The 26,694-nt window shown below is 67.1% G+C and carries 28 protein-coding genes and 1 pseudogene; 14 read left to right on the forward strand and 15 right to left on the reverse strand.

The genetic code is table 11. The annotated features are described in order from the left end of the window. Positions 1–18 precede the first annotated feature (18 nt). The 3 genes from O9335_RS09850 (at position 19) to O9335_RS09860 (ending at position 3,176) form a co-directional block, all read left to right on the forward strand. Positions 19–495, forward strand: coding sequence for a tyrosine-protein phosphatase (locus O9335_RS09850; protein ID WP_298387256.1), 477 nt, complete (start codon positions 19–21; stop codon positions 493–495). Beyond that, positions 485–1,090, forward strand: coding sequence for a pseudouridine synthase (locus O9335_RS09855; RefSeq protein ID WP_298387257.1), 606 nt, complete (start codon positions 485–487; stop codon positions 1,088–1,090). The genes O9335_RS09850 and O9335_RS09855 overlap by 11 nt, the downstream gene beginning before the upstream one ends. Positions 1,091–1,163: 73 nt before the next feature. Next, a complete protein-coding gene (locus tag O9335_RS09860) occupies positions 1,164–3,176 on the forward strand; it encodes an alpha/beta fold hydrolase (RefSeq protein ID WP_298387259.1) in 2,013 nt (670 codons plus the stop codon). A 67-nt stretch (positions 3,177–3,243) separates the two neighbouring features. On the opposite strand, the gene O9335_RS09865 is transcribed toward O9335_RS09860, so the two are convergent. The 6 genes from O9335_RS09865 to rpsP all read right to left on the reverse strand — a co-directional run bounded on the left by O9335_RS09865 (position 3,244) and on the right by rpsP (position 7,018). Continuing rightward, positions 3,244–4,233, reverse strand: coding sequence for a CobD/CbiB family protein (locus O9335_RS09865; RefSeq protein ID WP_298387261.1), 990 nt, complete (start codon positions 4,231–4,233; stop codon positions 3,244–3,246). Between the two features lie 22 nt (positions 4,234–4,255). Then, positions 4,256–4,942 (reverse strand): CoA pyrophosphatase, encoded by a 687-nt coding sequence (locus O9335_RS09870; RefSeq protein WP_298387263.1) that lies wholly within the window; start codon positions 4,940–4,942, stop codon positions 4,256–4,258. Positions 4,943–5,012: 70 nt separating this feature from the next. Next, positions 5,013–5,366 (reverse strand): 50S ribosomal protein L19, encoded by a 354-nt coding sequence (rplS, locus tag O9335_RS09875; RefSeq protein ID WP_127680020.1) that lies wholly within the window; start codon positions 5,364–5,366, stop codon positions 5,013–5,015. A 78-nt stretch (positions 5,367–5,444) separates the two neighbouring features. Continuing rightward, positions 5,445–6,185 carry a tRNA (guanosine(37)-N1)-methyltransferase TrmD gene (trmD, locus tag O9335_RS09880; RefSeq protein WP_298387274.1) on the reverse strand — a complete coding sequence of 247 codons (741 nt, stop codon included), beginning with the start codon at positions 6,183–6,185 and terminating at the stop codon, positions 5,445–5,447. Positions 6,186–6,192: 7 nt separating this feature from the next. After that, positions 6,193–6,756: a ribosome maturation factor RimM gene (gene rimM, locus O9335_RS09885; RefSeq protein ID WP_298387277.1), complete on the reverse strand. Its 564-nt coding sequence runs from the start codon at positions 6,754–6,756 to the stop codon at positions 6,193–6,195. A gap of 10 nt (positions 6,757–6,766) precedes the next feature. Further along, entirely contained in the window at positions 6,767–7,018 is a 252-nt protein-coding gene (rpsP, locus tag O9335_RS09890; protein WP_298387280.1) for a 30S ribosomal protein S16, read from the reverse strand. A 190-nt stretch (positions 7,019–7,208) separates the two neighbouring features. Between rpsP and O9335_RS09895 the strand changes: the two genes are divergently transcribed. Together O9335_RS09895 and O9335_RS09900 are read left to right on the forward strand one after the other, a co-directional pair. Continuing rightward, positions 7,209–7,766 (forward strand): GNAT family N-acetyltransferase, encoded by a 558-nt coding sequence (locus tag O9335_RS09895; protein WP_298387283.1) that lies wholly within the window; start codon positions 7,209–7,211, stop codon positions 7,764–7,766. Beyond that, positions 7,763–8,188, forward strand: a complete 426-nt coding sequence (locus O9335_RS09900) for a hypothetical protein (protein ID WP_298387286.1) — start codon at positions 7,763–7,765, stop codon at positions 8,186–8,188. The genes O9335_RS09895 and O9335_RS09900 overlap by 4 nt, the downstream gene beginning before the upstream one ends. Here the strand turns inward: O9335_RS09900 and folK are convergent. Genes folK through murJ form a run of 6 tightly spaced genes read right to left on the reverse strand, consistent with a single transcriptional unit; the run spans position 8,182 to position 14,189 of the window. Beyond that, on the reverse strand, positions 8,182–8,682 hold the full coding sequence (gene folK / locus O9335_RS09905; RefSeq protein ID WP_298387289.1) for a 2-amino-4-hydroxy-6-hydroxymethyldihydropteridine diphosphokinase: 501 nt from the start codon (positions 8,680–8,682) through the stop codon (positions 8,182–8,184). The two genes, O9335_RS09900 and folK, sit on opposite strands and share 7 nt — an antisense overlap. Further along, positions 8,679–10,226 (reverse strand): polynucleotide adenylyltransferase PcnB, encoded by a 1,548-nt coding sequence (pcnB, locus tag O9335_RS09910; RefSeq protein WP_298387293.1) that lies wholly within the window; start codon positions 10,224–10,226, stop codon positions 8,679–8,681. Before pcnB ends, folK begins: the two co-directional genes overlap by 4 nt. After that, positions 10,223–10,891 carry an HAD family phosphatase gene (locus O9335_RS09915; protein ID WP_298387296.1) on the reverse strand — a complete coding sequence of 223 codons (669 nt, stop codon included), beginning with the start codon at positions 10,889–10,891 and terminating at the stop codon, positions 10,223–10,225. Before O9335_RS09915 ends, pcnB begins: the two co-directional genes overlap by 4 nt. After that, complete coding sequence (locus tag O9335_RS09920) at positions 10,872–11,558, reverse strand: DnaA/Hda family protein (RefSeq protein WP_298387299.1); 687 nt, start codon at positions 11,556–11,558, stop codon at positions 10,872–10,874. The genes O9335_RS09915 and O9335_RS09920 overlap by 20 nt, the downstream gene beginning before the upstream one ends. After that, entirely contained in the window at positions 11,555–12,613 is a 1,059-nt protein-coding gene (locus tag O9335_RS09925) for an AI-2E family transporter (RefSeq protein WP_298387302.1), read from the reverse strand. Before O9335_RS09925 ends, O9335_RS09920 begins: the two co-directional genes overlap by 4 nt. A gap of 34 nt (positions 12,614–12,647) precedes the next feature. Continuing rightward, positions 12,648–14,189, reverse strand: a complete 1,542-nt coding sequence (murJ, locus tag O9335_RS09930; protein ID WP_298387306.1) for a murein biosynthesis integral membrane protein MurJ — start codon at positions 14,187–14,189, stop codon at positions 12,648–12,650. A 128-nt stretch (positions 14,190–14,317) separates the two neighbouring features. Here murJ and rpsT point away from each other — a divergent pair, with 128 nt between their 5' ends. Further along, the gene (gene rpsT / locus O9335_RS09935; protein ID WP_127679996.1) at positions 14,318–14,620 is read left to right on the forward strand and encodes a 30S ribosomal protein S20; all 303 of its coding nucleotides are present in this window, start codon (positions 14,318–14,320) and stop codon (positions 14,618–14,620) included. Positions 14,621–14,695: 75 nt separating this feature from the next. Here the strand turns inward: rpsT and O9335_RS09940 are convergent, their stop codons facing one another. After that, positions 14,696–15,025 carry a DUF3579 domain-containing protein gene (locus tag O9335_RS09940; protein WP_298387310.1) on the reverse strand — a complete coding sequence of 110 codons (330 nt, stop codon included), beginning with the start codon at positions 15,023–15,025 and terminating at the stop codon, positions 14,696–14,698. A gap of 77 nt (positions 15,026–15,102) precedes the next feature. Here O9335_RS09940 and O9335_RS09945 point away from each other — a divergent pair, with 77 nt between their 5' ends. From O9335_RS09945 to O9335_RS09980, 8 genes are all read left to right on the forward strand, one after another. After that, entirely contained in the window at positions 15,103–16,317 is a 1,215-nt protein-coding gene (locus tag O9335_RS09945) for an aspartate aminotransferase family protein (RefSeq protein WP_298387313.1), read from the forward strand. Continuing rightward, on the forward strand, positions 16,314–17,267 hold the full coding sequence (gene argF, locus O9335_RS09950) for an ornithine carbamoyltransferase (protein WP_298387316.1): 954 nt from the start codon (positions 16,314–16,316) through the stop codon (positions 17,265–17,267). The genes O9335_RS09945 and argF overlap by 4 nt, the downstream gene beginning before the upstream one ends. Positions 17,268–17,437: 170 nt before the next feature. Beyond that, on the forward strand, positions 17,438–18,589 hold the full coding sequence (locus tag O9335_RS09955) for an FIST N-terminal domain-containing protein (RefSeq protein WP_298387319.1): 1,152 nt from the start codon (positions 17,438–17,440) through the stop codon (positions 18,587–18,589). A 29-nt stretch (positions 18,590–18,618) separates the two neighbouring features. After that, on the forward strand, positions 18,619–22,134 hold the full coding sequence (locus O9335_RS09960) for a response regulator (protein ID WP_298387322.1): 3,516 nt from the start codon (positions 18,619–18,621) through the stop codon (positions 22,132–22,134). 6 nt (positions 22,135–22,140) lie between these two features. Beyond that, positions 22,141–23,214: an HD domain-containing phosphohydrolase gene (locus O9335_RS09965; protein ID WP_298387325.1), complete on the forward strand. Its 1,074-nt coding sequence runs from the start codon at positions 22,141–22,143 to the stop codon at positions 23,212–23,214. A 37-nt stretch (positions 23,215–23,251) separates the two neighbouring features. After that, entirely contained in the window at positions 23,252–24,457 is a 1,206-nt protein-coding gene (locus O9335_RS09970; protein WP_298387329.1) for an NAD(P)/FAD-dependent oxidoreductase, read from the forward strand. A 69-nt stretch (positions 24,458–24,526) separates the two neighbouring features. Continuing rightward, entirely contained in the window at positions 24,527–25,081 is a 555-nt protein-coding gene (locus O9335_RS09975) for a hypothetical protein (RefSeq protein WP_298387332.1), read from the forward strand. 325 nt (positions 25,082–25,406) lie between these two features. Then, entirely contained in the window at positions 25,407–25,910 is a 504-nt protein-coding gene (locus tag O9335_RS09980; RefSeq protein WP_298387335.1) for an SgcJ/EcaC family oxidoreductase, read from the forward strand. A 184-nt stretch (positions 25,911–26,094) separates the two neighbouring features. On the opposite strand, the gene O9335_RS09985 is transcribed toward O9335_RS09980, so the two are convergent. Next, the gene (locus O9335_RS09985; protein WP_367185420.1) at positions 26,095–26,553 is read right to left on the reverse strand and encodes an alpha-1,6-glucosidase domain-containing protein; all 459 of its coding nucleotides are present in this window, start codon (positions 26,551–26,553) and stop codon (positions 26,095–26,097) included. Positions 26,554–26,555: 2 nt separating this feature from the next. Then, positions 26,556–26,694 (reverse strand): annotated as a pseudogene (locus tag O9335_RS09990) (IS5/IS1182 family transposase); the annotation flags it as partial.

Raw genomic sequence — 26,694 nt, forward strand, 5'->3', positions numbered from 1 at the left:
CACCCGGACAATACCCGCATGAGCTTCCGCCCCCTGCCCTTGCCCGCTGACGTCGCCGGTCGCCTCTGGCTGCACGCCATGCCCGGACGCCGCGAGTCGTGGCCCGACTTCCTCACCCTGGCGCGGGCAGCGGGCCTCACGCGCATCGTCTGCCTCACGCCCTGGGTGGAAGTGGAGCGAGGCGCGCCGGCGTACGCCGAGGCCATCGAGCGCCACGCCCTGCCCTGCCGCTGGCAGGCCCTGCCCATGGCCGACTTCGGCCTGCACGACGACGCCCGCGCGTTTGCCGATGGCGTGCGCGCGCTGGCCGAGTCGCTCCGCGGCGGCGAGTCCGTGCTGCTTCATTGCGCCCACGGCATCGGCCGCACCGGCACCGTGGCCGCCTGCGTGCTCAAGGCCCTGGGAGCAGACACCGACGCCGCGCTGCACACCGTCCAGCGGGCGGGCTCCAACCCGCAAAGCGCCCTCCAATCGGGCTGGGTGGATGCCTTTTGAGCGTCACGTCGACGCGGCCGTGGTCGCGGTCGACAAGCCGGCCGGCCTGCTTTCCGTGCCGGGCCGCGGAGCTGACAAGCAAGACTGCGCGCTGAGCCGAGCCAACGCTCGACACCCCGGCCTGCGCGTGGTGCACCGCCTGGACCAAGCCACCTCCGGCCTGCTGCTGTTCGCGCGCCATCTTGCAGCCCAGCAAGCCCTGAGCCGTGCCTTCGAGCAGCGCCTGGCCCAAAAGACCTACGTCGCCCTGGTGTGGGGCGACCCCGGCCCCGAGGGGCTGATCGACCTGCCCTTGGTGGCCGACTGGCCGCAGCGCCCGCGACAGAAGGTCTGCCACGCCACCGGCCGTCCCAGCCAAACCGCTTGGCAACGCTTGGGGCACGAAGGGCCTTGGACGCGCCTGATGCTCACACCGCGCACAGGCCGCGCGCACCAATTGCGGGTGCACCTGTTGGCGCTGGGCCACCCCATCGTGGGCGACGCGCTGTACGACCCCCATCGCCCCGCCGATCGGCTCATGCTGCACGCCCAGCGCTTGCAAGTGCCCCACCCCGACGGCGGCGAGTTGGCGCTCGACAGCCCCTGCCCCTTTTGAGGGCAACTTTTGGCACCACGGGGCGCGCTGCTGAAAATCGCCACCTTCCATCACTCAGCCCTTGAGCGATTCCATGACACCTCTTTTGCGTCCCCTGATGCTGACCTGCCTGCTGGCCGGAGCAGTCGCTGTCGCCCAGACCCCCGCGGTCGACGTGGTCACCCCGCCGGCGGCGCTGCACATCGAAGGCATACCGCCCATCAGCACCGCCTTGGCCCAGCGCGTGGCGGCCTACACCGAGTTCCGGGGCCACGGCTTCAGCGACTGGCACCCCACCAAGGCCGAGATGCTGGTCAGCCACCGCGATGCCGGTGCCAGCACGGCCCAGTTGTTCCGTTTGGACACCGCTCGGGGTTCGCTGATGCCCGTCACCCAAGGCCCGGAACCGGCCAGCGGGGGCAGCTACGAACCCACGCACGGGCGTTACATCGTGTTCAGCCGTGCGGCCGGCGGCAACGAAGTGACCCAGATTTACCGCCAAGGCTTCGACGGCGGCGCTGCGGTGCGCCTCACCCCGGTGGACGAACGCCATGCGCTGGCCGGCTGGCGCAAGCCCCAGGGCGAAATCGTCTACAGCAGCGTGCCCATCGACCGCACCGCCCAAGGCGGCACGCGCGCGCAAGTCATGACCACTTTCTGGGCCGTCAACCCCGAAGCCCAAAACCCCAGCGCCGAACGCCGCAAGCTGGCCGAACTGGAAGGCGGTGGCTGGTTCGGGGGGGACATCAGCGAAGACGGCCTGCGCATGGCGCTCACGCGCTACATCAGCGTCAACGAGTCGCAACTGTGGGTCATGGACTTGGAAGGCCCCCAAGCCGGCAAGCCCGTGCAACTGCTGCCCCGGCCGGGCAGCGACGAGCCCAAAGCCGTGTACTTCGGTGGAGGATTCAGCAAGGACGGTCGCTCGATGCTCGTCAGCACCGACCGCTTCGGCGAGTTTCGAGAGCTCGCGGTGTTCGACTTCAAGACCCACAACCTGCGCCGCATCACCGCCCACATCCCCTGGGACATCAGCGGCGGCAGCCTGAGCCCCGATGGCAAGACCCTGGTGGTGCAAGCCAACGTCGACGGCCGCACTGAAATGCGCTTCGTCGACACCCGCACCTGGAAGGAGCGTCCGGTCCCCAAGGGCACCGCCGCCGGTTCGGTGGGCGCCACCGCCTTCCACCCCAAGCTGCCGTTGATGGCCTACAGCGTGAACAGCGCCCAGGGCCCGAGCCAAATCCACGTGCTGGACGCCCAACAACGCAACCAGCCATGGACGCAAGCCGTGGTGCCTCCCGGCCTGGATCCCAGCACCTACCGCGACCACGAGATCGTGCGCTGGAAAAGCTTCGACGGCCTGAGCATCAGCGGCTTGCTCAGCCGCCCCCCCGCCAGCTTCATCGGCAAGCGCCCCGTGCTCATCAGCATCCACGGTGGCCCCGAGGCTCAGGCCACGGTCGGCTTCATGGGGCGCTGGCAGTACTTCATCCAAGAGCTGGGCGTCGCCGTCATCCAGCCCAACGTGCGCGGCTCCACCGGCTTTGGCAAAACCTTCGTGACGCTGGACAACGGCTTCAAGCGCGAAGACTCGGTCAAAGACATCGGCGCCCTGCTCGACTGGATCAAGACCCAACCCGACCTGGACGCCGACCGCGTCATCGTGGCCGGCGGCAGCTACGGCGGCTACATGAGCCTGGCAGTGGCCACGCACTACAGCGACCGCATCGCCGGCGCCATCGACATCGTCGGCATCAGCCACTTCGTGACCTTCCTGAACAACACGGAAAGCTACCGCCGAGACCTGCGTCGGGTCGAGTACGGCGACGAGCGCGACCCGGCCATGAAGGAGTTCCTGGACCGCATCTCGCCCCTGACCAACGCACAGAAGATCCAAAAGCCGCTGTTCGTCATCCAGGGCAAGAACGACCCCCGCGTGCCGTACACCGAGGCCGAGCAAATCGTGGCCAAGGTGCGCGAGCTGGGCACCCCGGTCTGGTACCTGCGCGCCGAGAACGAAGGCCACGGCTTTGCCCGCAAGGAAAACAGCGACTACCAGCAGCTCGCCATGATCCTGTTCATGCAACAAACCATCCTGCGCTGAACAGCGCAACCGCCTGAAAAACCGAGGCCCCGCACAGCGGGGCCTCTCGTTTGGGGACGCCTTACGCTCAGCCGATCAGCTTGGCCAAGGTCAGCAAAGCCAGCAACAGCATCCACAGCACCACCGAGCGCCACACCAAGCGCACCACCGACAGCAGGTGCGCGTTGGTGGGCACCTCGCCCGGCGTGGAGCCGCTGGCCGCGTTGGCCCCCGAGGGCGCCCCCGCATTCATGCCTTTGCTGCGATCGGGCGTCATGCTGGGTGCGGCGGCGCCCCCCAGCTGCACACCCACCGCGCCCGCTGCCGCCGCCAGGATCACGCCTTCGTTCGGCTGGGCCCACAGGGTGGCATCGCGCCGCCATCCGTTCACCGCCTCTTCAAAATTACCGACGATGGCGAAGCCCGCCGCTGTCAGCCGCGCGGGCACGTGGTCGATACAGGCAAACGCGCGCTCGGCAAAGCGGTGAAGGCGCTCGTGCAGCGGCGTGTCCAGCGTGATGCTGCGAAACGCCCAGTAACGGCTGGCGAACTCGGCCAGCCGGAAAAGCACCGCCCCCGCCGGCCCGCAACCCAGGGTGGACAACAGCACGAACCAGAAAAACACCCCAAACACGTGGCGATGAGCCGCCAACAGCGAGTGCTCGATGACATGGCGAAGCAACTCCGTGCGGGGCAACTCGCTCACGTCCACGTGCTGCCACTCGGCCAGTTGCTGGCGTGCCGCCAACTCGTCGCCGCGTTCCAGGGCGTCGCGAATGTCGGTGTAGTAGTGGCTGAACTGCCGAAAACCCAGCGTCAGGTACAGGATCGCCACATCGAACAACAGCGCGGCGATGAGCGACTGCGACACGATGAGCCAATACAGCGCGGCCACCAGCACAGTGGGCGCCATCACGGTCACGAGCCACACCACCGTTGCATGGTGCGGTGCGCCGGCGTCGAAATTGCGGCCGCACCACTTGGACCAAGACACCACGCCGCGATGCACGGCGTTGCCATGCGGCAGGGGTTTGAGCTGCTCGAACAGCAAGGCGAACAACACCGCGAAGAAGTTCATCCGGAAATCATAGAGGCCGCGTTCAACGGCCTTGGGTCAGCTGGTGATAGAGGTTGCGCAGCATCGCCGCCGTGGCCCCCCAAATGAAATGCCCCGAGGCATCGGGCCAGGGCATGGAAAGGAACTCGCGCTGCGCGCCCATGAAGTCGATGCGATGCCGCTGATGGTGGGCGGGGTTCATCAAGAAGCTCAGCGGCACCTCGAAGGCGTCGGCCACCTCCTCGGCCTGCAGGCGCAAAGAAAAGCCCGGCTCGACCAGCGCGACGCAGGGCGTCACCTCGAAGGCCGTGACCGTGCTGTACACCGGCAACACGCCCAGGGGTTCGACGTGGCGACGATCCAGCCCGATCTCCTCCTCGGCCTCGCGCAACGCCGTGGCCCACGCATCGCCGTCGTTGTCGTCCACTGCCCCGCCCGGAAAGCTGATTTGCCCCGCGTGGTCTTTCAGCGCCTCGGTGCGCCGCGTCAGCAACACCTGAACGCCCTCGGGACGCCGAACCAAGGGCACGAGCACGGCGGCGGCGCGCGGTGCGCGACCCGGCCAAAGGTTGCCGTCACCGGGACGCTCCGGCGCCACCAGCGGCACGCGCGACCAATGCTCGCGCAGCGCATCGGGCGTCAGCCAGGCTGCGGGGAGCGACGGCAGGTGGGCATCCACCTGGCCGACTGGCACGTCGCGGGGGTTGAGGATCGGTCGCGCAGCACTCATGGGCACAGGATAGGCCGCAGAAACAACAAAGCCGCCCGAAGGCGGCTTGCTGAACCCAGGAAGGCGGCAATCAAGCCAGCTTTTCCTTGATGCGGGCGCTCTTGCCCGAACGGCTGCGCAGGTAGTAGAGCTTGGCGCGACGCACATCGCCACGACGCTTGACTTCGATGCTGGCGATCAAGGGGCTGTACAGCTGGAAGGTGCGTTCCACGCCTTCGCCGCTGGAGATCTTGCGCACGATGAAGCTGCTGTTCAGGCCGCGGTTGCGCTTGGCAATCACGACGCCTTCGAAGGCCTGCACGCGCTTGCGGGTGCCTTCCACCACGTTGACGCTGACGATCACCGTATCACCGGGGGCGAAGGCCGGGATCGTCTTGTTCAGGCGGGCGATTTCCTCTTGTTCGAGGGTTTGGATCAAGTCCATGGGGTTCTCCAAGCGATCGTGCTGGCGCTCTCAAAGTGGCCCAGTAGAGGATCGAAAAGCCTTCAAGTATAGCCGAGATCAAGCCAGCGAGGCCAAGTAGGCCTCGTCGGCGCGGCTCAAGCGCCCGGCCGCGCGAGCGGCCACGATCAAGTCGGGCCGCCGCTGCTGCGTCAGCCGCAGCGATTGCTCGCGCCGCCAGCGCTCGATGTGCGCGTGGTGGCCGCTCAGCAGCACGGGCGGTACGAGGTCGTCGCCCAGTTGCTCGGGCCGGCTGTAGTGCGGGCAATCCAACAGCCCGTCGGAAAAACTGTCCTGCTGGTGCGACGCAGCATCGCCCAACACGCCGGGTTGCAACCGCGCCACGGCATCCAGCAAGGCCAGAGCCGGCAATTCGCCGCCGCTGAGGACGAAGTCGCCCAAGCTGAGCTCGTGCGTGACGTGCCGATCCACGAAACGCTGATCGATGCCTTCGTAGCGGCCGCACACCAGGATGGCGCCCTCCGACTCCGCCCAGGTTTGCACCTCGGCTTGCGTCAGCACCCGGCCGGCGGGGCTGAAGTGCAACACCGGGCAAGCCGCACCGCCGCGGTCGGCACGGGCCGCGGCCAGAGCGCGCTCCAGCGGTTCGACCATCATGACCATGCCAGGCCCCCCGCCGAAGGGGCGGTCGTCCACGCGACGGTAGGCGTCGTCGGCGAAGTCGCGCGGGTTCCAGCAGCGCACATCGACCTGACCGTTGGCAAATGCCCGGCGGTTGATGCCATGCACCAAGTGCGGCGCGATCAACTCCGGAAACAGCGTCAACAGGTCGAATCGCATCGGGCGGTCACTCCCCGTCTTGCCAGCCCAGCTCCCAGTCGACGGCGATCCGGCGGGCGGCCAGATCCACGTCGCAGCCGAACTGCGCCACGAAAGGAATCAAGACCTCTTGGGCCGGCGTGGGGGCGGCGACGCCAGGGGGAGCGATGCGCAACACGCAGTGCGGGCCGGTGTCGATCAGCCCGATGACCGTGCCCACGGCCTGTCCCAGGCGGTTGACCACCGACAACCCGATCAGGTCGATCCAATAGAACTCGCCGTCCTGCGTTTTCGGGAACGCCGAGCGCGGCACATGCAGGGTGACGCCGCGCAGGGCCTCGGCCCCGTTGCGGTCGTCCACGCCGTCCACCTGGGCGACCAGGAACTCGCCCTGCTCGCGCAGCGCTTTCACGGCCAAGCTGGCCGGCAGCGCTTGCGGCCGCGGGGCATCGCTTTGCAGCCACCAAGTGCGGCTGCCGATCAGGGCCGATGCGTCCAAAGAAAAAGGCTGGACCTTGATCCAGCCTTTCACGCCGAACGCCCCGGCCACGCGACCGACGGGAATGGCGTCGGCCGGCATGGGGGTGGTCATGGCCACTGCCTCAGGCGGCAGCCTTCTTGGCTTGCTTGACCAGGCGGTCCACCACCGGGCTCAGTTGGGCGCCGACGCCGGCCCAGTGGGCCACGCGGTCCAGGGCGATGCGCAGCGATTCGGCATTGCCCGAGGCCACGGGGTTGTAGAAGCCCACGCGCTCGATGAAGCGGCCATCGCGGCGCTCCTGCTTGGGGGCCACGACGATGTTGTAGAACGGGCGCTTCTTGGAGCCACCGCGAGCGAGACGGATCACGACCATGGTTGATGTCTTTCAATAATCAAGGCAGTTCACCCGACCCAGGGACACAGCAGGGACAAGCAGAACCTGAAAACAGCCCGGCATGACCAGGCTCTAGGATGTGCGCCGTAGATACGCCGCTTTGGCCCCCAACCTGTGGGTGAGGCCCGCGCAGCCAGCGCAAAGCCCGCGATTATAGGCAAAACCCCCGATGAACACACCCCAACCCGGCGTCAGCTCGCCACCCGCGCTGTGCATCCGTGCAAGTACGGCCGCCGATGTGGCCGCCCTGACGACCATCTACGCCCATGCCGTGCACCATGGCACCGGCACCTTTGAACTGGATGCCCCCGACGAGGCCGAAATGGCCCGGCGCCGTGACGAGGTGCTGGGCCGCGGCCTGCCCTACTTGGTGGCGGAGCGCAGCGGCGTGGTGCTCGGCTACGCCTACGCCAACTACTTCCGGCCGCGCATGGCCTACCGCTTCTGCCTGGAGGACTCGATCTACCTCGCACCCGAGGCCCAGGGCCAGGGGGTGGGACGCGCGCTGCTGGCCGAACTGGTCGCCCGCTGCGAAACCGCGGGGGCGCGGCAGATGGTCGCCGTGATCGGCGACAGCGCGAATGCGGGCTCCATCGCCCTGCACCGCGCGCTGGGCTTTGCCGACATGGGCGTGATGCGAGCAGCCGGCTGGAAGTTCGAGCGCTGGCTGGACGTGGTGTTCATGCAACGCGCCCTGGGCGTGGGCGACGCGGAGCCCGCGGCATGAGCGGCGCGAAGACCAAAGGCGTGGCCGCCTGGTTGGCGTTGCTGTTCGGCAGCCTGGGCGCCCATCGCCTCTACCTTCACGGATGGAACGACCGATGGGTTTGGCTGCACCCTTGGCCCACCCTGCTGGGCTGGCTGGGCCTGCGCCAGTTCCAAGAAAACGGGGCCGCCGACGCCTTCGCCAGTTGGACCCTGCCGGTTCTGGGGCTGATGCTGGCTTGGGGCGCCTTCAACGCCATCCACATCGCCTTGACCTCGGACGAGCGCTGGAACGCCCGCCACAACCCGTTGGAGCCCGCCCCCGATGCGCGCTGGGCGCCCATCCTGGCGGCCGTGGCCGGCCTGTTGTGCGGGGGCGCGGCGCTGATGTCGGCCATCGTGTTCGCCGCCCAGCGCTACTTCGAAACCAGCCTGGGTCAGTGAAGCCGCTCTGCCAGGGGCTCGATCGCCTGGTCGGCCACGGTGGGGAGCCAGTCGCTGAGGGGCCCTAAGCCCTCCACCGTCAGTCCGGGCGCCAGGTCCAGCAAAGGCCGCAGCACAAAGGCGCGCTGGTGCAGGCGCGGGTGCGGCAGCGTCAGCGTGGGTGTGTCGCGCCGGGCCTCGCCGTGCAGCAGCAAGTCCAAGTCCAGGGTGCGGGGCGCGTGGCGATAGGGTCGCTCGCGCCCATGGACCTGCTCGATGGCCTGCAAGACCTCCAACAACGCCTCGGGCGCCAGAGGGGTGTCCAAGGCCACCACGGCGTTCACGAAGGCGGGACCGTCTGCATCCACCGGCGCCGTTCGGTAAAGCGGCGAAGCCTGCCAGGCCGCGACGGCCGGGTGCGAGGCCAGCGCCTGCGCAGCGCTGCGCAAAGCGGCCAGTGGGTCGCCCAGGTTGGCGCCCAGGCCCACATAAGCAAGACGGGATCGGAGGCTCACTCGCCGCCGGGTGCGTCAATCGCCGCAGCGCTGCCCCCCTCGCCCCGCCCCTTGCTGGGCCGGCGGCGGCGGCGACGCTTCTTGGCCGGGCCCGCCAGCGGCTCGGGGCCCTCGTCGGCGGAGCTTGCCTCGGCCGACGAGCGCGGTGGGCGCTGCTGGCGAACCGCCCGCTCAGCCGCCTTGGCGTCTTCGATCAAGGCCGTGCGATCGTCGTCACCGCCCAGGGCAAAGTCCTCCCACCAATCGGCCAGCGCCGGGTCGGCATCGCCCACGTCGGCGCGCAGGCGCAGGAAATCAAAGCCGGCGCGGTAGCGCGGCTGTTCGATCAAGCTGTAGGGGCCCGAGCCGCCACGGCGCTCGAAACGAGGCTGCATGAGCCAGATCTCGCGCATGTCGGCCGCCAGCTTGCCGCGCCCGGAGATGTCGCCCACGCGAGCGTCGAACACCTGGTCGATGGCTTGCTGCAACGCCGGCACCGGCGGCTCCCCTTGACTGCGAAGGGTTTGCCAACGCGCCTTCACGTCGTGCCACAGCAAGCAGGCCAGCAAGAAGCTGGGCACCACCGAGCGTCCATCGGCCACGCGAGCATCGGTGTCTTGCAGGGCCTGGCGCACAAAGTCGCCCCGCGGTCCTTCGGGCAGGCTGCCGTCAGGCTGCAGCACGGCGTCCAGCACGGGGAACAAGCCGCGGCCCAGGCCCTGGGCCTTCAGCGCCTCCAGGCTGGCCAAACCGTGGCCGGTTTGCAGCAGCTTGACCATCTCGTCGAACAGGCGAGAGATCGGCACCTCGGGCAATTGCTTGGCACAGGCCACGATGGGTGAACGCGTGGCCAGCTCGATGGTGAAGCCCAGCTTGGCGGCGAAGCGCACCACCCGCAGGATGCGCACCGGGTCCTCGCGGTAGCGCGTCTCGGGGTCGCCGATCATGCGCAGCAGCTTGGCGCGGATGTCCTTCAGGCCGCCGTGGTAATCGACCACCAACTGGCGCGCCGGGTCGTAGTACATGGCGTTGATGGTGAAGTCGCGGCGCGCCGCGTCTTCCACCTGCGGGCCCCAAACGTTGTCCCGCAGCACGCGCCCGCTCTCGTCCACCACGTGGCTCTTGCCCGCCAACTCGGTCTTGCTGGTTTTTTCGTTGCCGGTCACGCGCTGGGCCGACGACTCGCTCAGCAAAGCGCGGAAGGTGGACACCTCGATGACCTCGTGCTCGCGTCCGCGCCCGAACACCACGTGCACGATGCGAAAGCGCCGCCCGATGATGAAGGCCCGCTTGAACAGCGACTTGACTTGCTCGGGCGTGGCGTTGGTGGCCACGTCGAAGTCCTTCGGCCGCCGGCCCAGCAACAGGTCGCGCACCGCACCGCCCACGATGTAGGCCTCGTACCCGGCGTCTTGCAAGGTCTTGACCACGCGGGTGGCTCGCTCGTCCAGCAAGCTGGGGTCGATGCCATGCTCGGCCAGGCCGATCTCGGTGCGCGTGCCCAGCACGGGTCCGGCAGAGCGGTCGCCCTTGCCCAGCAGTCGATGGATGAGTTTCTTGATCATGCAAACAGCCTCAGCACGGGCCAGCCGCGCTCAAGTGCGGTGGCTTCCAGCGCCGCGTTGGGGTTGGTGGCCACCGGGTGGCTCACGGCTTCCAGCAGCGGCAAATCGTTGGGGGAGTCGCTGTAGCAGCGGGTCTCCGCGAAGTCGTTCCAGCGCCGGCCCAGGCGCGCCAGCCAATCCTGCACCCGGGTGATCTTGCCCGCCTGGAACGAAGGCACCCCCTCGATGCGTCCACCGAACCGACCGTCGGGCTCGCGCGCCAACTCCACCGCGATCAGGTGCGGAATGCCGAAGGCCTCGGCGATGGGAGCGGTGACGAACTCGTTGGTGGCCGTCACCAAGGCCACCAAATCGCCCGCGTCTTGGTGACGCCGCACCAGATCGCGCGCATTGTCGTGCACGCCCGGCAGGATGACCTCCGCCACGAAACGCTCGCGCAAGGCCAGTGCCTCGGGCAAAGGCCGATGCCGCCACGCGCTGGTGGTGAAGTCGATGTAGGCGTTCAGGTCCAGGCGGCCCTCGCAGTAGTCGGCATAAAACCGATCGTTGCGAGCCGCCCAGTCGTCGCCATCGGCCCAACCTTGGTCGATCAGGTACTGCCCGAAGGCGTGATCCGAGTCGAAAGGCAGCAGGGTTCCGTCCAGGTCAAACAGGGTGAGATTCATCGTTGAGCATCTGCCGCAGCAGCGGCACGGTGGGGGCGCGCTGCAAGCGCAGCGCGGTGTGGTCGAGTTGCTCCAGCAAGCGCATCAAACTGCCGGGGTGACGCTCGAAACGCTGCAGCACATAGTTCAGCAGCTCCGATGGCAAGCGCAAACCTCGGTGGTGGGCTTCCTGTGCCAGCAGCCGCCGCAAAGCGTCCTCAGGGAGCGGGTTCAACGCAAAAGTGAGCCCCCAGCCCAGGCGCGTGCGCAAGTCGTCTCTCAGGTTCAGATCCACCGGGGGACAAGCGCTGCTGGCCACCACCGTGGCACCCTGACCCACGGCATCGATGAACACGGCAAAGGCGGCGTGCTGCTGGGTCGCATCCAAGCGGTGCACGTCGTCCATCAGCACCCACTGGGCGGCCGGGGGCAAGGCCCAAGGCGCCGGCGTTTGGGCCGAGAAAGCCGCCACCACGGCGCCACGGTCTTGAGCTTGGCGGGCCAGGGCATGCAACAGATGGGTTTTGCCAGCGCCAGCCGGGCCCCACAGCAAGGTGGGCGGCTGCCCTGGCTCGAGGGCCATCAAGTGCGCCAACAAGGCTTCGTTGCCGTCGGGCAAAAAGCGCTGGAAGCTGGGGTCGGGTGCAGGCCCCAGGTCCAACGGCAACTGCTGGGTCAAACCCGTCATTTCAAGTAGAGGTCGCTGCCCAGGTAGCGCCGACGGGCGCGAGCCAGGGCCACCAGGCCGATGGCCGACAGCGGCAGCGCGACGAGAACACCCACGAAGCCCAACAGATGCCCGAAGGCCAGCAGCACGAAGATGACCATGAGCGGAGACAAGCCGATGCGCTCGCCCACCAGCCTCGGGGTCAACCACAGACTCTCCACCACCTGGCCCACGCCGTAGATGACCAGCACGGCCAGCACGCCGTACAAGCTGGTGAACTGCAGCACACCCGCCAGCAAGCTCAGCACCAAGCCCAATCCAAAGCCTACATAAGGGATGAAGATGGCCATGCCCGTGAAGACGCCCAGCGGTACGGCCAGTTCGAAGCCGGCCAAGGCCAACGCCACGGTGTAGTACAGCGCCAAAGCGCCCATCACCATCAACTGCCCTCGCAGGTAGTGGCCCAGCATGTCGTCGGTCTCTCGCAAGAAGCCTGCCGCCGAGTCGCGAAACTTGGGCGGCACCAAGGTCCATACCCGCGCCAACACCTGCGGCCAGTCCATCAACAAATAGAACAACACCACCGGGATGAGCACCAAATTGCCCACCACCGCCAACAGCACGCTGCCTCCCAGCTTGACCGAGCCGAGCACCGCCGCCGCCACGTCTTCGCTGTTGGCGCCCAGGTGGCGAATGACGAAATCCTTGATGGAAGCCACATCCAGGCTCAGCGTGAACCCCCACTGCGCCAACCAGGGCGACAACGATTCGTTCAGTCGCGCCGCCATCACCGGAATCTGCTCGCGCAACAGGGGCAATTCCTTGAGCAAGATGGGAACCACCATCAGCACCAAGGTGAGCAGCAAAACGATGACACCGGTTTCGACCAGCAGCACGGCCAGCAAGCGGGGCATGCGCCGGGACAAGCGCTCCACCAGCGGCGCCAACGCATAGGCCAACACACCGGCGGCCACGAAGGGCGACAACACGGGCGCCAGCAGCCATAAGGCGCCGAAGACAGCGGCGGCCAGCGCCAGCCAAGCCACAGCACGTTGTTGGGCAGGGGTGAGGGTCATTCGATCTCCCTTCGAAACACGGTGGGACTCGGGCTCAAGCGCGACGCCGCATCAGCGCACGCAAATCGACCCGCAAGATCAGCAGCATCGCACCGTACACGGCGCTGGCGCCCACCACCACCGCCGCCATCCATCCAGCGCGGGTCAGTTTGCCCAGTGCCAACCAGTCCCACTGCAGCCGAGCCCACACCAGCACCAGCCCCAAGGCCGCAGCGGCCACCAGCACGCGGAGCCCAAACCACAGCCATCCAGGCGCGGCCACGTAGGCGCCCTGCCGGCGCAAGCCCCACCACAGAAAGCCCGCATTCACCAAGGCTCCCAAGCCGATGGAAGCCGCCAATCCAGCCGCGCCCAGGTGCGGCACCAGCACGAGGTTCAGCAGTTGCGTGACGACGAGCACCCCAACCGCGATCTTGACCGGGGTGCGAATGTCCTGCCGTGCATAGAAGCCCGGCGCCAGCACCTTGATGGCCACGATGCCGATCAAGCCCAGGCCGTAGCCCTGAACCGCTCGCGCGGTTTGCTCGACATCGCTCGCCTGAAAGGCCCCGTAGTGGTAAAGCACCGCGACCAGAGGCTGGGCGAACACCAGCAGGGCCACGGCGCAGGGCAGCGCCAGCAGCACCACGAGGCGCAGCCCCCAATCCAGCAGGGCCGAAAAGTCCTCGCCCGAGCCTTGGGCCTTGGCCGCGCTCAGCATCGGCGTGAGCACCACGCCCAGCGCAACACCCGCCAAAGCGGTGGGGAACTCCATCAGCCGGTCGGCCAGGGTGACCCATGTCGCCGCCCCCGGGCCGATGTGGGTGGCGATTTGCGTGTTGATGATCAAGGACAACTGCGCCACACCCACCCCCAGCAACGCCGGCGCCATCAGGCGAAGGATGCGGTGCACACCCTCGTGGCCCCACGCGGCACGGAAGCGCCCCCAGGTCAGGCCGATGCGCGGCAGCAGCCCCAAGCGCGCCAGGGCCGGCCCTTGCACCGCCAGTTGCAGCACGCCGCCCACCATCACCCCCATCGCCAACGAGACGATGCCCAAACGTTCGTGCAACAGCCAGCCGGCGGCGATGACGGCGGCATTGAGCAACAGCGGGGTGGCGGCTGGCACCGCAAACCGCTTCCAGGTGTTCAGCACACCGGCCGCGAGCGCGACCAAGGCCATGCAGCCGATGTAGGGGAACATCCAGCGCGTCATGGTGACGGCCGCCTCTCGGGCCTCGCCCGTCAGGCCGCTGCCCATCATCAACACCAAGACCGGGGCCCCCACCACGCCCACGACGCACACCAGCACCATCACCCACGCCAGCACGGTGGCGGTGGCGCTGATCAAGACCTGGGTGGCGTCGTCACCGCGCCCGCTGCGCTCTGCCGCCAGCACGGGCACGAACGCTTGGGAAAAGGCTCCTTCTGCGAACAGGCGCCGGAGCATGTTCGGAATACGAAACGCAACCTGGAAGGCATCCGTCAATGCATTGGCCCCGAACAGAGCCGCCACCATCTGCTCGCGTACCAAACCGGTGATGCGGGACAGCAGGGTCAGGGCCGACACGGTGCCGGCGGCGCGAAGCAGGTTCATGCGGAGCCAAGGGCGCCGGCGGCTCGCCGGCAAAGCCGCGCATTATGGATGCCCGCCCTGGCGGATTGATGGTTTCTACCGACCATCGTGCTATACTCGCGCGCTTTGCACCCACCGGATAACAAGCAATGGCCACCTCGTCCAAAGCCAAGAAGAAGACCGTCCGCCTGGCATCGGGCCGCAAGCGCGCCCGCCAGGACGTCAAGCGCAACGCCGAAAACACCGCGCTGCGTTCGCACTTCCGCACCGTCATCAAGAACGTCGCCAAGGCTGTGGTTGCCGGCGACAAGCCCAAGGCTGCCGAGCTGTTCAAGGCCGCTCAATCGGTGATCGACTCGATCGCCGACAAGGGCATCTTCCACAAGAACAAGGCCGCTCGCCACAAGAGCCGCCTGTCGGCCAAGATCAAGGCGCTGGGTCTGGGCGCGTAAGCGTCCACCACCCCAGCACCCACGGGTGCAAAAACGCAAAACCCGCCCGGCGCACGCCTGGCGGGTTTTGTCTTTTCAGCGCGGCGTGCCGTAGCCCTCGTCGGGCAGCAAACAAGCGTCGACGACCTGCAGGTCGTTGTCCCGCGCGAAGCTGAGCACGAAGTCCAGGGCCTTGGGCTCCACGTCCCGCAGGGCTTCGTTGACGATGACGCACTTCACCCCGTTGATGACCCGAGGCACGCAGTAGGGGGAGTAACGGATGTGGCTGCCCAGGCCCACCTTGACACCCGGCGGCTGAAAGCAGGCCATCACGCCCGCCAACCGTTCCGCCCAGTCGCTGGGGCGGAACTGGCGACCGTCGGACGTGACGCCTTGGATGAAGATTTCTCGGGGCTTGGCACTCATGAGAAGCGTCGGATTGTGCCCTCTGGCCGCCCATTGCTGCAGTGCAACACCCATAATCGGCGCTCCGTTTTTCACCCATGTCCCGGAGTGCTTCGATGGCCGACCCCCTGCCCCATGTCATGCCCACCTATGGGCGCCTGCCCATCGCCCTGAGCCATGGCCGGGGCTTGCGGTTGTGGGACACGCAGGGGCGCGAGTACCTGGACGCACTCTCGGGCATCGCCGTCAATACGCTGGGCCATGCGCACCCCCGGCTGGTGGCCGCCTTGCAAGACCAAGTGGCCAAACTCATCCACACCAGCAACTACTACCTGGTGCCCTTGCAAGAAGAGTTGGCGGCCAAGCTGGTCGCGCTGTCGGGGCTGACCAACGTTTTCTTTTGCAACTCCGGCTTGGAGGCCAACGAAGGCGCGTTGAAGATCGCCCGCAAGTACGGCCACGACACGCTGGGCTTGGCCGAGCCTCAAACCATGGTGTTCGAAGGCGCGTTCCATGGCCGCTCTTTGGCCACCTTGAGCGCGACGGCCAACCCCAAGGTGCAGGCGGGGTTCACGCCGCTGGTGCCGGGCTTTGTGCGCGCGCCGCTCAACAACCTGCCGGGCGTGGAAGCCTTGTTGGACGCCCACCCCAATGTCAGCGCCATCTTCCTGGAAACCATCCAGGGCGAGGGAGGCATCAACCCGGCGCGCATCGAGTTCCTGCAAGGCCTGCGCCGCGTGTGCGACGAACGTCGTCTGCTGCTGATGTTGGACGAGGTGCAGTGCGGCATCGGCCGCACCGGGAAGTGGTTCGCGCACCAGTGGGCCGGCATCCAGCCGGACGTGATGCCCCTGGCCAAGGGCTTGGGCTCGGGCGTGCCGATTGGCGCCATCGTTTGCGGCCCGAAGGCGGCCGGGGTGCTCACGGCGGGCAACCACGGCACCACCTTCGGCGGCAACCCGCTGGCCATGCGCGCGGGCGTGGAAACCATCGCCACCATGGAAGCCGACGGGCTGGTCGGCCACGCCGGCCGCATGGGCGAGCGCCTGATGGCCACGCTGCGCGCCGGCCTGCAAGGCGTGCCCGGCTTCGTGGAAGTGCGAGGCCAGGGTTTGATGATCGGCATCGAGCTGGACCGCCCGTGCGGCGTGCTGCTGCAACGTGGCGTGGACGCCGGCCTGCTGTTCAGCGTGACGGCCGACCGGGTGGTGCGCTTGCTGCCGGCGCTGATCGCCACCGAAGCCGAGGTCGACGAGATCGCCGCCCGCTTGCTGCCCCTCATCACCGCCTTCCTCGCGGAGCCCCAGGCATGAAGGCCCCGCTGCGCCACTACCTGCAGTTCAAGGACCTGACGGCCGACGACTACGGCTACCTGTTCCAGCGCACCGCGCTGATCAAGCGCCGCTTCAAGAACTACGAGCGCTACCAGCCCCTGGTGGACCGCACCTTGGCGCTGATCTTCGAAAAGGCCAGTACCCGCACGCGCGTGAGCTTCGAGGCGGGCATGTACCAAATGGGCGGCTCGGTGGTGCACCTGACCACCGGCGACAGCCAGCTCGGCCGCGCCGAACCCATCGAGGACAGCGCGCGCGTCATCAGCCGCATGACCGATTTGGTCATGATCCGCACCTTCGAACAAAGCAAGATCGAGCGCTTTGCCTCGCACTCGCGCGTGCCGGTCATCAACGGCCTGACCAACGAATTCCACCCCTGCCAAATCATGGCGGACCTGTTCACCTGGCTGGAGGCCCGTGCCATGGATGGGCACGACCGCATCGACATGTCGGCCTTGAGAGGCCGCGTGGTGGCCTGGGTGGGCGATGGCAACAACATGGCCAACACCTGGCTGCAGGCGGCAGAGTTGCTGGGCTTCACGGTGCACCTGAGCACGCCGCACGGCTACGAGGTGGACCCGGCCGTTGCGGGCTTGAGGGGCAACGGTTCGTACCGCGTGTTTGCCGACCCGCTGGAGGCCTGCCGCGGGGCCGACCTGGTCACCACCGACGTGTGGACCAGCATGGGCTTCGAAGCCGAGAACGAAGCCCGTCGCGCCGCCTTTGCGCGATGGCGCGTCAGCGCCGAGATGATGGCCGTGGCCCTACCCGACGCACTCTTCATGCATTGCTTGCCGGCCCACCGGGGTGAAGAGGTCGACGCCGACGTGATCGACGGCCCGCAATCGGTGGTCTGGGACGAAGCGGAAAACCGCATGCACGTTCAAAAGGCCCTGATGGAGTGGCTGCTGCTCGGCCGCATCGGCTGAACGTCGGCATGACCCTGGCGCTCCCTCAATAGAGAAAACCGCCACTTCTGCCCACGATCTAGGGAATACCCGAGACAAAGCGACACGATGGACTGAATGCCCCCCCACAGAATGGAACGGTTGGTGCCGGTGGTTCGGCAGCGCAACGCTTCGCCTGCGGGGGGAACAGCATGAAAGTCGAACAGATCGTCGTGCGTGACGCGTCGGGGGCGGCCGCCGCCCTGCAGGCCTTGTCAGGCTGGGGCGCGCAGTGGGTGCTGGCGTTTGGGGCCATCGCCCCCTTGAAGGCCCTGGCCGAACCGCTTCGCGAAGCGTTCCCGGACGCCATTCGGGTGGGTTGCTCGACCGCCGGCGAGATCTCCAACGAGGGCGTGACCGACAACACCTGCGTGGTGACGGCCATTCGGCTCGACGGCAGCCACTTGATCGAAGCCAGCACCGTACTGAGCCATATGGAGGACTCGCACGCAGCGGGCATTCGGCTGAGCCAGCAGTTGCCGCGCGACGGCCTGCGGGCCGTGTTGGTCTTGGGCCAAGGCGTGGCCATCAACGGCAGCGCCTTGATCGAGGGCATGAGCAGCGTGCTGGGCGCCGACGTTCCCATCACTGGCGGGCTGGCCGGCGATGCGGCGGCGTTCTCCGAGACCTGGGTGCTGAGCCGCGACGGCGTGAGCGCCGATCGCATCGTGGCGGTGGGCTTGTACGGCGACGCGTTGCGCTTCTCGCACGGCTCGTTCGGGGGCTGGTCGCCTTTCGGCCCAGCCCGGCGAGTGACGCGCAGCGTGAACAACGTTCTTTACGAGTTGGATGGCGAGCCGGCGCTGGAGGTCTACAAGCGCTACTTGGGCGACCACGCCAAAGACCTACCCGCTTCGGGCCTTCTGTTTCCCTTTGCCATGCTCGGCCGCGATCACAACGAAATCGGCCTGATCCGGACCATCTTGGGCATCGACGAAGCCGCGGGGAGCTTGACTCTGGCCGGGGAAATCGACCCGGATGGCTACTTGAAGCTGATGCATGCCAACACGAACGCCTTGGTGGGCGGCGCCGAAGCCGCCGCCCAAGCGGCACTGGACATGCACCGCCATGGCGCTGCGGGCGACGCCAGCCAGGGCCTGGCTGTGCTGGTGAGTTGCGTCGGGCGCAAGATCGTCATGGGCGGTCGGGTGGACGAGGAGGTCGAAGCGGTGGCCGACGTGTTCGGGCAAGGCGCGGTCATCACGGGCTTCTACTCCAACGGAGAGATCAGTCCGTTCACGGGCAACCTGACGTGCAAACTGCACAACCAAACCATGACCATCACCTACCTGACCGAAGCCTGATCGCCGCGCCTTACCCCTTGCACCCGGTCATGCACAAGCTCCTTGCCCGCCAAGCCAAGCGACTACTCGGCTTGGATCCCGCGCAGATGTCGGCCGTCCTGGAGGAATTGCGCGCCCTGGCCGAAAACGTTCCCGTATCGCCGGCAGCGGCCAGCACCCTGAAAGGCCTGGCCAGCTTCTTGGAGCGGGTGGATGAAGCCTACGAGCAGAGCGATCGCGACTTGGACCTCAAGACGCGCAGCCTGGAGCACAGTTCGGCCGAGCTGACCACCAGCAACGAACGCATCCGTTCCGAACTGGCCAGCCGCACCCGGGCGATGGACTCGCTGCGCGAGACGGCCCTGGCGTTGATGCAATCCATGGGCGGCAGCCTGCCGCCCGTGCACGACGACAACCTCGAGTCGCTGTCGCACCTGATGTCGGACTTGGTGCATCAATTGCAGGAAAGCCAAGAGCACCTGCAAGTGGCCCTGGCCGACCTCGCGAATCAAAAGTTCGCGCTGGATCAACACGGCATCGTCAGCATCACCGACACCGCCGGCAGCATCCTGTACGTCAACGACAAGTTCGTCCAAATCAGCGGCTACTCGCGCCACGAGTTGCTGGGGCAAAACCACCGCCTGATCAATTCGGGGGTCCACCCGCCGGCGTTTTTCACCCACCTGTGGCGCACCATTGGCGAAGGGCGGGTGTGGCATGGCGAGGTTTGCAACCGGACCAAGCAAGGCAGCCTGTATTGGGTGCAGGCGACCATCGTGCCGCTCAAGAGCGCCGCAGGCCACATCGAGCGCTTCATCGCCATCCGCACCGACATCACGCAACGCAAGTTGATGGAGTCGGCCATCCAGGCGGCCGAGGTGCGCATGCGGCACATCGCCAACACCGTGCCGGGCGTGTTGTTCGAAAGCGAAGTCAGCCCGGATGCTGGAACCCTGCGCTACACCTTTGTCAGCGACCGTTTGCGCGAAGTCCGTGGCTTGGAGCCCGCCGACTTGATGGCCGACAGCGACTTGTCCACCCGGCAGGTCTTGCCCGACGATCTGGACCGCTGCAAGCGGGGCGTCTTGACCGCCGCGGCCCGGTACCAGCCCTGGAGCGACGAATACCGCATCCAAGCGCCCGACGGCAGCGTCCGCTGGATCCGGGTTGAGGCCCGCCCATCATCGGACCGTGCGGCCGACGGCACGGTGGTCTACACCGGGCTGTGGCAGGACATCACGGCTGCCAAAGAAGCCAGCGCCCGCCTGCATGAAATCACCGAAAGCTTGCCGGTGGCCGTGTTCCAACTTCACGGCGAAACCGACGGCCATCTCGCCCTGCGCTTTTGCAGCAAGGCGCTGTGGCGCATCGGTGGCCTGCCCCCTGAAGACGCCCTGATCGACTTCGATCGCGTGCTGGCCCTGGTGCACCCCGAAGACCTGCTGGGGCTGCGCGCTTCCCTGCGCGCGTCCAGCGAAGCTTTGCAGCCCTGGTCCCATGTGTTTCGGCTGCTGCACAAAGTCCACGGTGGCGTGGTTTGGGTGCATGGCGAGGCCCGCATCAAACCCGCCGACGAAGGGGGCGTGCTGTGGAACGGCTACTTGGCCGACGTCTCCGAGGAACGTGCGGTGTCCGAGGAGCTCATGCGCGCCAAGGAGGGCGCTGAAGCCGCCAGCCGAGCCAAGTCGGACTTCCTGGCCAACATGAGCCACGAGATCCGCACTCCCATGAACGGGGTCATCGGGATGACCGAGCTGGCCCTGCTGGGCGACCTCCGCCCCGACTTGCGCGACCACCTCACCATCGTCAAAACCTCGGCGGAATCGCTGCTGCGGATCATCAACGACATCCTCGACTTCTCCAAGATCGAAGCCGGCAAGCTGGTGGTGGAGTGCATCCCTTACCACCTGGGGCGCACCATCGGCGAGGCCATGAAGAGCTTGGCCACGCCCGCGGCTGAACAGGGTTTGGACCTGATTTGCGACATCGGTGTCGACGTGCCCATGCTCGTCAAGGGCGACCCCGGCCGCCTGCGGCAAATCCTGGTCAATTTGGTGGGCAATGCCATCAAGTTCACCGAAAAGGGGCAGGTGCAACTGCAGGTGCGCGCTCAAGGCGATCAATTGCGCTTTGGCGTGATCGACACCGGCATCGGCATCCCCGCCAGCAAGTTGGACACCATCTTTGAGGCTTTCTCGCAAGAAGACGGCTCCATCACGCGGCGCTACGGCGGCACGGGCCTGGGGCTGACCATCTCAGCGCGGCTGGTGTCGGCGATGGGCGGGCACATCGGGGTCGAAAGCGAGCCTGGCCGAGGCAGCACCTTCCACTTCACCCTGCCCCTGGTGCTGGACGACCGACCGGCGCTCGCCGTGTCCCCGCCGCAAAACCTGGATGGCCTGCGGGTGCTGCTGGCCGACGACAACGAGGTCAACCGCAAGGTGCTGGTGGGCATGCTGGAAAGCTTCGGAGCCACGGTCACGGCGGTCGACTCGGGCATCGCGGCCGTGGAGCGCCTCCACTCGAAGTCCTTTGCCCTGATCCTGCTGGACGCGCAGATGCCCGGCATGGATGGGTTCAGCACGGCCGAGGCCATCACCACCCTCACGCGACATGGCAACACCCCGATGGTGATGCTCTCGTCGGGGGCGGTGCGCGGCGACGGCGCGCGATCCCGGTCCAGCGGGATCAGCGCCTACCTCACCAAACCGTTCACGCGCGACGAACTGTTGAAGGTGCTGCTGCGGGTGCTGCAACCGGCCTCGGCCGACGAGGCCACGCTCGTGACCAAGCACACCGTGCTTGACGAGTCCATGTCCCTCCACATCCTGCTGGTGGAGGATCACCCCGTGAACCAGCAGTTGGCAACCCAACTGCTCACCCGCTGGGGGCATCAGGTCACCGTGGCCGACAACGGGCAAATCGCCCTCGATCTGCTGGCCCAACGTCGGTTCGACTTGGTGCTGATGGACATGATGATGCCGGTGCTGGATGGCCTGGAAACCACCCGACGCTTCCGGGCCCAAGAGCAAGGCCCTCGCACGCCCATCGTGGCGATGACGGCCAAGGCCATGGAGGACGATCGCGAGCAATGCCTCGCTGCCGGCATGGACGACTTCATCTCCAAGCCCATCGACATCGGCCAATTCCAAGGCCTGGTGCAACGCTTCGTGTCGGCACCCTTGCCCAGCCCGGCACCCACACCGACCACCACCCCGGCAACACCTGCGGTCGATGTTCTGACCTTCGACTTTGACCGTGGCCTGCTCAGCGTGGACACCCACGTCGTGGACATCATCACGGGCGTCTTCCTTGAGCAATGGCCGCTGGACGAAGCCAAGTTGCGTCAAGCCAGGGCACGCAACGACTTCGAAACCGTCGTGCTGGTGTCGCACTCGGCCAAGTCCACCATGCGCATGTTCGGGGCCACGCCCGTGGCGGAACTGGCCGCCCGAATCGAAGCCCTCGCCGAAAGCGCAACGACCGCGGGCTTGGATGCGTTGCTCGACACCCTGTACACCGCGATGCCCCGATTGATCGAGGCGCTTCAGCGCCGGAAGGCCTGACCCGACATGGCGCATCAACTCATCATCGTGGACGACAACGCCATCAACTTGGTGTTGTTCAAGGCCTTGGTCAAGAAGCTGGGGCCCAGCGAGGTGCACAGCTTCAGCGACGCTCCTGCCGGCCTGGCCTGGGCCCAAGCCCACGAAGCCGACCTCGTCATCGTCGACTACATGATGCCCGTGCTCAACGGGTTGGAGTTCATCGAGCGCCTGCGCGCCACCCCGGGACGCCAAACCGTGCCCATCTTGATGATCACGGCCAACGACCAACGAGAGGTGCGCTACAGCGCGCTGCAAGCCGGTGCCTCCGACTTCCTCACCAAGCCGGTGGACCAGATGGAGTTTTCGGTGCGCGTGGCCAACCTCTTGGCCTTGGGCGATGCCCAGCGCCAACTTGCCCGCCGTGCCGAATGGCTGGCCGAAGAAGTCAAGAAGGCCACCGCGCAAGTCGTGCAGCGGGAAGTGGAAACCGTCGTGCGCCTGTCGCGGGCGGCCGAATACCGCGACCCCGAAACCGGCGCCCACATCCTGCGCATGGCGCACTACTCACAGCTCATCGCGCGCGGCCTGGGCCTGAGCGATGCCGAGCAAGAGCTGATCCTTCAAGCAGCGCCCCTGCACGACGTGGGCAAGGTCGGCATCGCCGACGCCATCTTGCTCAAACCCGGCAAGCTCACGGTCGAAGAGTTCGAGCTCATGAAGATGCACGCGGTGTATGGCTACGAGATCTTGAAGGACAGCCACTCCGAGATCCTGCAAGCCGGCGCCACCATCGCCCTGGGCCATCACGAAAAGTTCAACGGCAGCGGCTACCCCCACGGCTTGGCGGGCCGGGAAATCCCCATCTTCAGCCGCATCGTGGCCGTGGCCGACGTTTTCGATGCCCTGACCTCAGAGCGCCCCTACAAAAAGGCCTGGACCTTGGACGCCGCCGCTCAATACCTGCACACCGAGTCCGGCTCGCATTTCGACCCCCAGCTCATCGACGTCTTTTTCGCCCATTGGGACGACGTCTTGGCCATCCGGGCGCGCTTCCGGGACGAAGACGAGGCTTGGCAATCGCTCACCGGCGTCGGCTGAAGCGCTGCCGTCTCCCGGCCTCCCGATAATCCGGCCGATGCAGTCCTACGACGTGGTGGTGGTCGGCGCCGGTGCCGCCGGTTTGTTTTGTGCCGGCATCGCCGGACAGCGGGGCCTCAAGGTCTTGCTCATCGACCACGCCGCCAGGGTGGCCGAAAAGATCCGCATCTCCGGCGGCGGGCGCTGCAACTTCACCAACCGCGAGGTCGCGCCGGCTCACTTCATCTCCGGCAACCCGCACTACTGCCGCTCGGCCCTGGCGCGCTACACGCCGGCGCACTTCATCGCACTGGTCCAGCGCCACGGCATCGCCTTCCACGAAAAGCACCGCGGCCAGCTGTTTTGCGACGACTCGGCCGAGCAGATCATCCGCATGCTGCTGGCCGATTGCGCCGCCGGCGGCGTGGAGCGCTGGCAGCCCTGCAGCGTGAGCGCCGTGCGCCAGGCCGGCGCCGGCTTTGAGCTGGACACCACCCGCGGCCCCGTGCAGGCGGCGCGCGTGGTGGTGGCCACCGGCGGTCTGCCCGTGCCCAAGATTGGCGCCACCGACTGGGGCCTGCGCCTGGCCAAACAGTTCGGCCACCGCGTGGTGGAGCCCCGCCCTGCCCTCGTGCCCCTGACCTTCGACCCCGAGACCTGGGCCCCTTTCGCGGCCATGGCGGGCTTGTCGCTCGAAGTCGCCATCGAAACCGGCGAGGGCAAGAAAGGCACCACGCGCTTCCTTGAAGACCTGCTGTTCACCCACCGCGGCTTGAGCGGCCCGGGCGTGCTGCAAATCTCCAGCTACTGGCAGCCGGGCACGCCCATCCGCGTGGCGCTGGCCGGCGCCGGCTTGGTGGACACCCTGCGCAAAGCCAAAGGCAGCACCCAGCGCCATTTCGGCAACGAACTGGCCCTGCACCTGCCCGAGCGCTTGGCGCAAACGTGGCTCGGCCTGCAGGCACTGCCCGCCGACAAGCCCATGCCCGACGTGCGCGACAAGGACCTGACGAAGCTGGTGGACAGCCTCAGCCGCTGGGCCCTGCTGCCCACCGGCACCGAGGGCTGGCGCAAGGCCGAGGTGATGGCAGGCGGCGTGGACACGCGCGACCTGGACTCTCAAAGCATGGGCAGCAAGTTGGTGCCGGGCCTGCACTTCATCGGCGAGGTGGTGGACGTGACCGGCTGGCTGGGGGGCTACAACTTCCAGTGGGCCTGGGCAAGTGCGGCTGCGTGTGCCAGCGGCTTGCCGCTGGCGGCCTGAGCCAAGCGCTCGGTGGCCACACACGCGCCAACACACAAGCCCACACACCCACGCTTGGCTGACCCTTCGATGCCCGCCACTTTGGTCAGCAAAGAAGCCTCCACCCTCGTCCGGGCCTTGGTCCTCTACGCCGCGGCCGAAGCGCAGGCGGGTCACGCCAAACACGTGGTGGTGACGGCGAGCGGTGATCGGTTCACCGTCGCAGACGATGGTCGAGGCCATTCCTTCGACAAGGTGGTCGACGAAACGCCCTACCTGTCCTACATCTACGAGCACTTCAAGTTCCCGTTTGACGGGGCTCCGGCTGGGCAGGTTCAACTGCAGGGCATCGGCATGTCGCTCGTCAATCGCCTGTGCCGCGAACTGCGCGTCACGGTCCGGCGGGCTAACAGCCAGCTTGAGCTTGTGTTTCAAGCGGGTGCGCTGGTATCCAAGCGCCAAACGGCATCGACCATGACCGGGTCGGGCACCGAAGTGAGCGGCACAGCCGACCGCGCAGATGGCGCCACGCAAGCCGAGGGCGACACGCTTCGGACCTGGTTGCACAGCTTGGCCGCTGGCTTGCCCGGCGTTCGGATCAGCTACAACGGCCAGCTGCTCGGACCTGACCAAGCAACCGACTAGGGCGCCGCGAGACAGCGCCGTTGCGCCCGCCCGGTGGGAATGTCGCCCACCGCCCACTCCATGGCGCGCAAACACCACTGCGCCCCAAGCCGGCACGCGCAGCGCAGCCCCGGGGGGTTGCATGCCGAGCCTGCAGAACAAGCGGCATGGCCAAGGTGGCGTTCCAGTGCCGACAGGAGCGGTGCCCGGCTCACTGAACTTCGCCATCCGAGGTCGGGAGGCGTGGAGTTGGCGACGGGGCACATCCCCGTCGCTTTGGCCCTGGGGATTGACGTGCCTGCTGGCTGCCCCTACACCCCAGCCTCTGCCCTTGAAAGGATTCGCCGTGAAGCACCTTTGGTTCCTATGCATCGCCTTGGCGCTGCAACTCCTAAGCCCCAGCGCCCGCAGCGCCCCTTCAGCCGACGGCACCGACGCCGCGCGCGAGATCGTCACCCAGCTGGAGGCCGCCTGGAACCGCCACGATATTGCGGCCTACGGCGCCCTGTTCCATGACGACGCGGAATGGGTCAACGTCGTTGGCATGCACTGGCGCGGCAAGGCCGAGGTGATGAAGGCCCACACCATCTTTCACGACACCATCTTCAAGAACTGCCAGCTGCATGGCGAGGCGGTGAGCTTGCGCAGCGTCGCACCGGGCACCGTGGTTGCCGTGTGGGCCCACCGGCAAGACGCCTACGCCACCCCCAGTGGCAACCAACAAGCCGCCACCCTCAACCGGCTGACCTTGGTCGTCACCCAGCGCGACGGCCGCTGGCTCATCAGCCACGGGCACAACGTTTGGGTCAACGAGCGCGCGGCGCGCAGCAATCCGGTGCTGCAACCTTGAGAAGCTTGCAGGAAAACTCCTGCCGATGGTCCGGCTGAGGACGCCTTTGGCGGGTTAAGTGCCAGCTTGTCATTCGCCGCCATGGCCGGGCGGCGAGGCCACCGGGTTCGGGCCTGGGCCTCGACTTGCTCCCTGTTCGTCGCAGGTCAGCGACAAGCTTGCCAAGCCACCAGCCGAGTCGCGCTCAACGCACGAACACCACCGCCCCCCAAGCTGGCACGCGCAGCGCGCCCGCTTTGGCCTTGCGCACCTCGGCCGCCACGCGCTTGTCGGCGGCCTGTTTGGCGGCGTGCACCGGGTGCAAGCGCCAGTTGCCCGGCACGCTGAACTCCCGCGCCTCACCAGCCCCGTTGAACACCATCAGCAGGCCGCCAAAGCGCGCGCCGGGCCAGCCGGCGCCGTCAAGCTCGGCCACGATCAGCGCTGGGTCTTGGCCTGGGCCGGCAGCGTGGAAGCGCAGGCGTTTTTGCACCTCGTCCGCGTTGGGCAGGGTGAACAGACTGGAGCTGGCGCGGATGCGCATCACGTCGTGAAAGGCGGCCACGGCTTGGCGCAGTTGCGCGGGCGTGGGTTGCAGCTTGGGGTCGCCCAGCAGCGGGGCGATGGTGTCCCAGTCGCGGCCGTTGTCGGGCGCGGGCGGCAGGCCTTGCCCTCGCGCTCGTGGGTCTGCTTGAGTTGGATGCCGGCGCGCTTGGCCAGCCTGGCAATCTTGTCGCGAGCGACTTCCAGCAGTCGGCTGTCGGTGGGGTGCGCGATGGCCTTGCTCTGCACCGTGGTGTCGACG

Origin of the sequence: Inhella sp. (assembly GCF_027532025.1) — a bacterium.
GTDB lineage: Bacteria > Pseudomonadota > Gammaproteobacteria > Burkholderiales > Burkholderiaceae_C > Inhella.

What these genes read in the sequence shown, in the direction of transcription:
- O9335_RS09850 (WP_298387256.1), top strand. Translation starts at nt 19, where the DNA reads ATGAGCTTCCGCCCCCTGCCCTTGCCCGCTGACGTCGCCGGTCGCCTC.
- O9335_RS09855 (WP_298387257.1), top strand. Translation starts at nt 485, where the DNA reads ATGCCTTTTGAGCGTCACGTCGACGCGGCCGTGGTCGCGGTCGACAAG.
- O9335_RS09860 (WP_298387259.1), top strand. Translation starts at nt 1,164, where the DNA reads ATGACACCTCTTTTGCGTCCCCTGATGCTGACCTGCCTGCTGGCCGGA.
- O9335_RS09865 (WP_298387261.1), bottom strand. Translation starts at nt 4,233, where the DNA reads ATGAACTTCTTCGCGGTGTTGTTCGCCTTGCTGTTCGAGCAGCTCAAA.
- O9335_RS09870 (WP_298387263.1), bottom strand. Translation starts at nt 4,942, where the DNA reads ATGAGTGCTGCGCGACCGATCCTCAACCCCCGCGACGTGCCAGTCGGC.
- rplS (WP_127680020.1), bottom strand. Translation starts at nt 5,366, where the DNA reads ATGGACTTGATCCAAACCCTCGAACAAGAGGAAATCGCCCGCCTGAAC.
- trmD (WP_298387274.1), bottom strand. Translation starts at nt 6,185, where the DNA reads ATGCGATTCGACCTGTTGACGCTGTTTCCGGAGTTGATCGCGCCGCAC.
- rimM (WP_298387277.1), bottom strand. Translation starts at nt 6,756, where the DNA reads ATGACCACCCCCATGCCGGCCGACGCCATTCCCGTCGGTCGCGTGGCC.
- rpsP (WP_298387280.1), bottom strand. Translation starts at nt 7,018, where the DNA reads ATGGTCGTGATCCGTCTCGCTCGCGGTGGCTCCAAGAAGCGCCCGTTC.
- O9335_RS09895 (WP_298387283.1), top strand. Translation starts at nt 7,209, where the DNA reads ATGAACACACCCCAACCCGGCGTCAGCTCGCCACCCGCGCTGTGCATC.
- O9335_RS09900 (WP_298387286.1), top strand. Translation starts at nt 7,763, where the DNA reads ATGAGCGGCGCGAAGACCAAAGGCGTGGCCGCCTGGTTGGCGTTGCTG.
- pcnB (WP_298387293.1), bottom strand. Translation starts at nt 10,226, where the DNA reads ATGATCAAGAAACTCATCCATCGACTGCTGGGCAAGGGCGACCGCTCT.
- O9335_RS09915 (WP_298387296.1), bottom strand. Translation starts at nt 10,891, where the DNA reads ATGAATCTCACCCTGTTTGACCTGGACGGAACCCTGCTGCCTTTCGAC.
- O9335_RS09920 (WP_298387299.1), bottom strand. Translation starts at nt 11,558, where the DNA reads ATGACGGGTTTGACCCAGCAGTTGCCGTTGGACCTGGGGCCTGCACCC.
- O9335_RS09925 (WP_298387302.1), bottom strand. Translation starts at nt 12,613, where the DNA reads ATGACCCTCACCCCTGCCCAACAACGTGCTGTGGCTTGGCTGGCGCTG.
- murJ (WP_298387306.1), bottom strand. Translation starts at nt 14,189, where the DNA reads ATGAACCTGCTTCGCGCCGCCGGCACCGTGTCGGCCCTGACCCTGCTG.
- rpsT (WP_127679996.1), top strand. Translation starts at nt 14,318, where the DNA reads ATGGCCACCTCGTCCAAAGCCAAGAAGAAGACCGTCCGCCTGGCATCG.
- O9335_RS09940 (WP_298387310.1), bottom strand. Translation starts at nt 15,025, where the DNA reads ATGAGTGCCAAGCCCCGAGAAATCTTCATCCAAGGCGTCACGTCCGAC.
- O9335_RS09945 (WP_298387313.1), top strand. Translation starts at nt 15,103, where the DNA reads ATGTCCCGGAGTGCTTCGATGGCCGACCCCCTGCCCCATGTCATGCCC.
- argF (WP_298387316.1), top strand. Translation starts at nt 16,314, where the DNA reads ATGAAGGCCCCGCTGCGCCACTACCTGCAGTTCAAGGACCTGACGGCC.
- O9335_RS09955 (WP_298387319.1), top strand. Translation starts at nt 17,438, where the DNA reads ATGAAAGTCGAACAGATCGTCGTGCGTGACGCGTCGGGGGCGGCCGCC.
- O9335_RS09960 (WP_298387322.1), top strand. Translation starts at nt 18,619, where the DNA reads ATGCACAAGCTCCTTGCCCGCCAAGCCAAGCGACTACTCGGCTTGGAT.
- O9335_RS09965 (WP_298387325.1), top strand. Translation starts at nt 22,141, where the DNA reads ATGGCGCATCAACTCATCATCGTGGACGACAACGCCATCAACTTGGTG.
- O9335_RS09970 (WP_298387329.1), top strand. Translation starts at nt 23,252, where the DNA reads ATGCAGTCCTACGACGTGGTGGTGGTCGGCGCCGGTGCCGCCGGTTTG.
- O9335_RS09975 (WP_298387332.1), top strand. Translation starts at nt 24,527, where the DNA reads ATGCCCGCCACTTTGGTCAGCAAAGAAGCCTCCACCCTCGTCCGGGCC.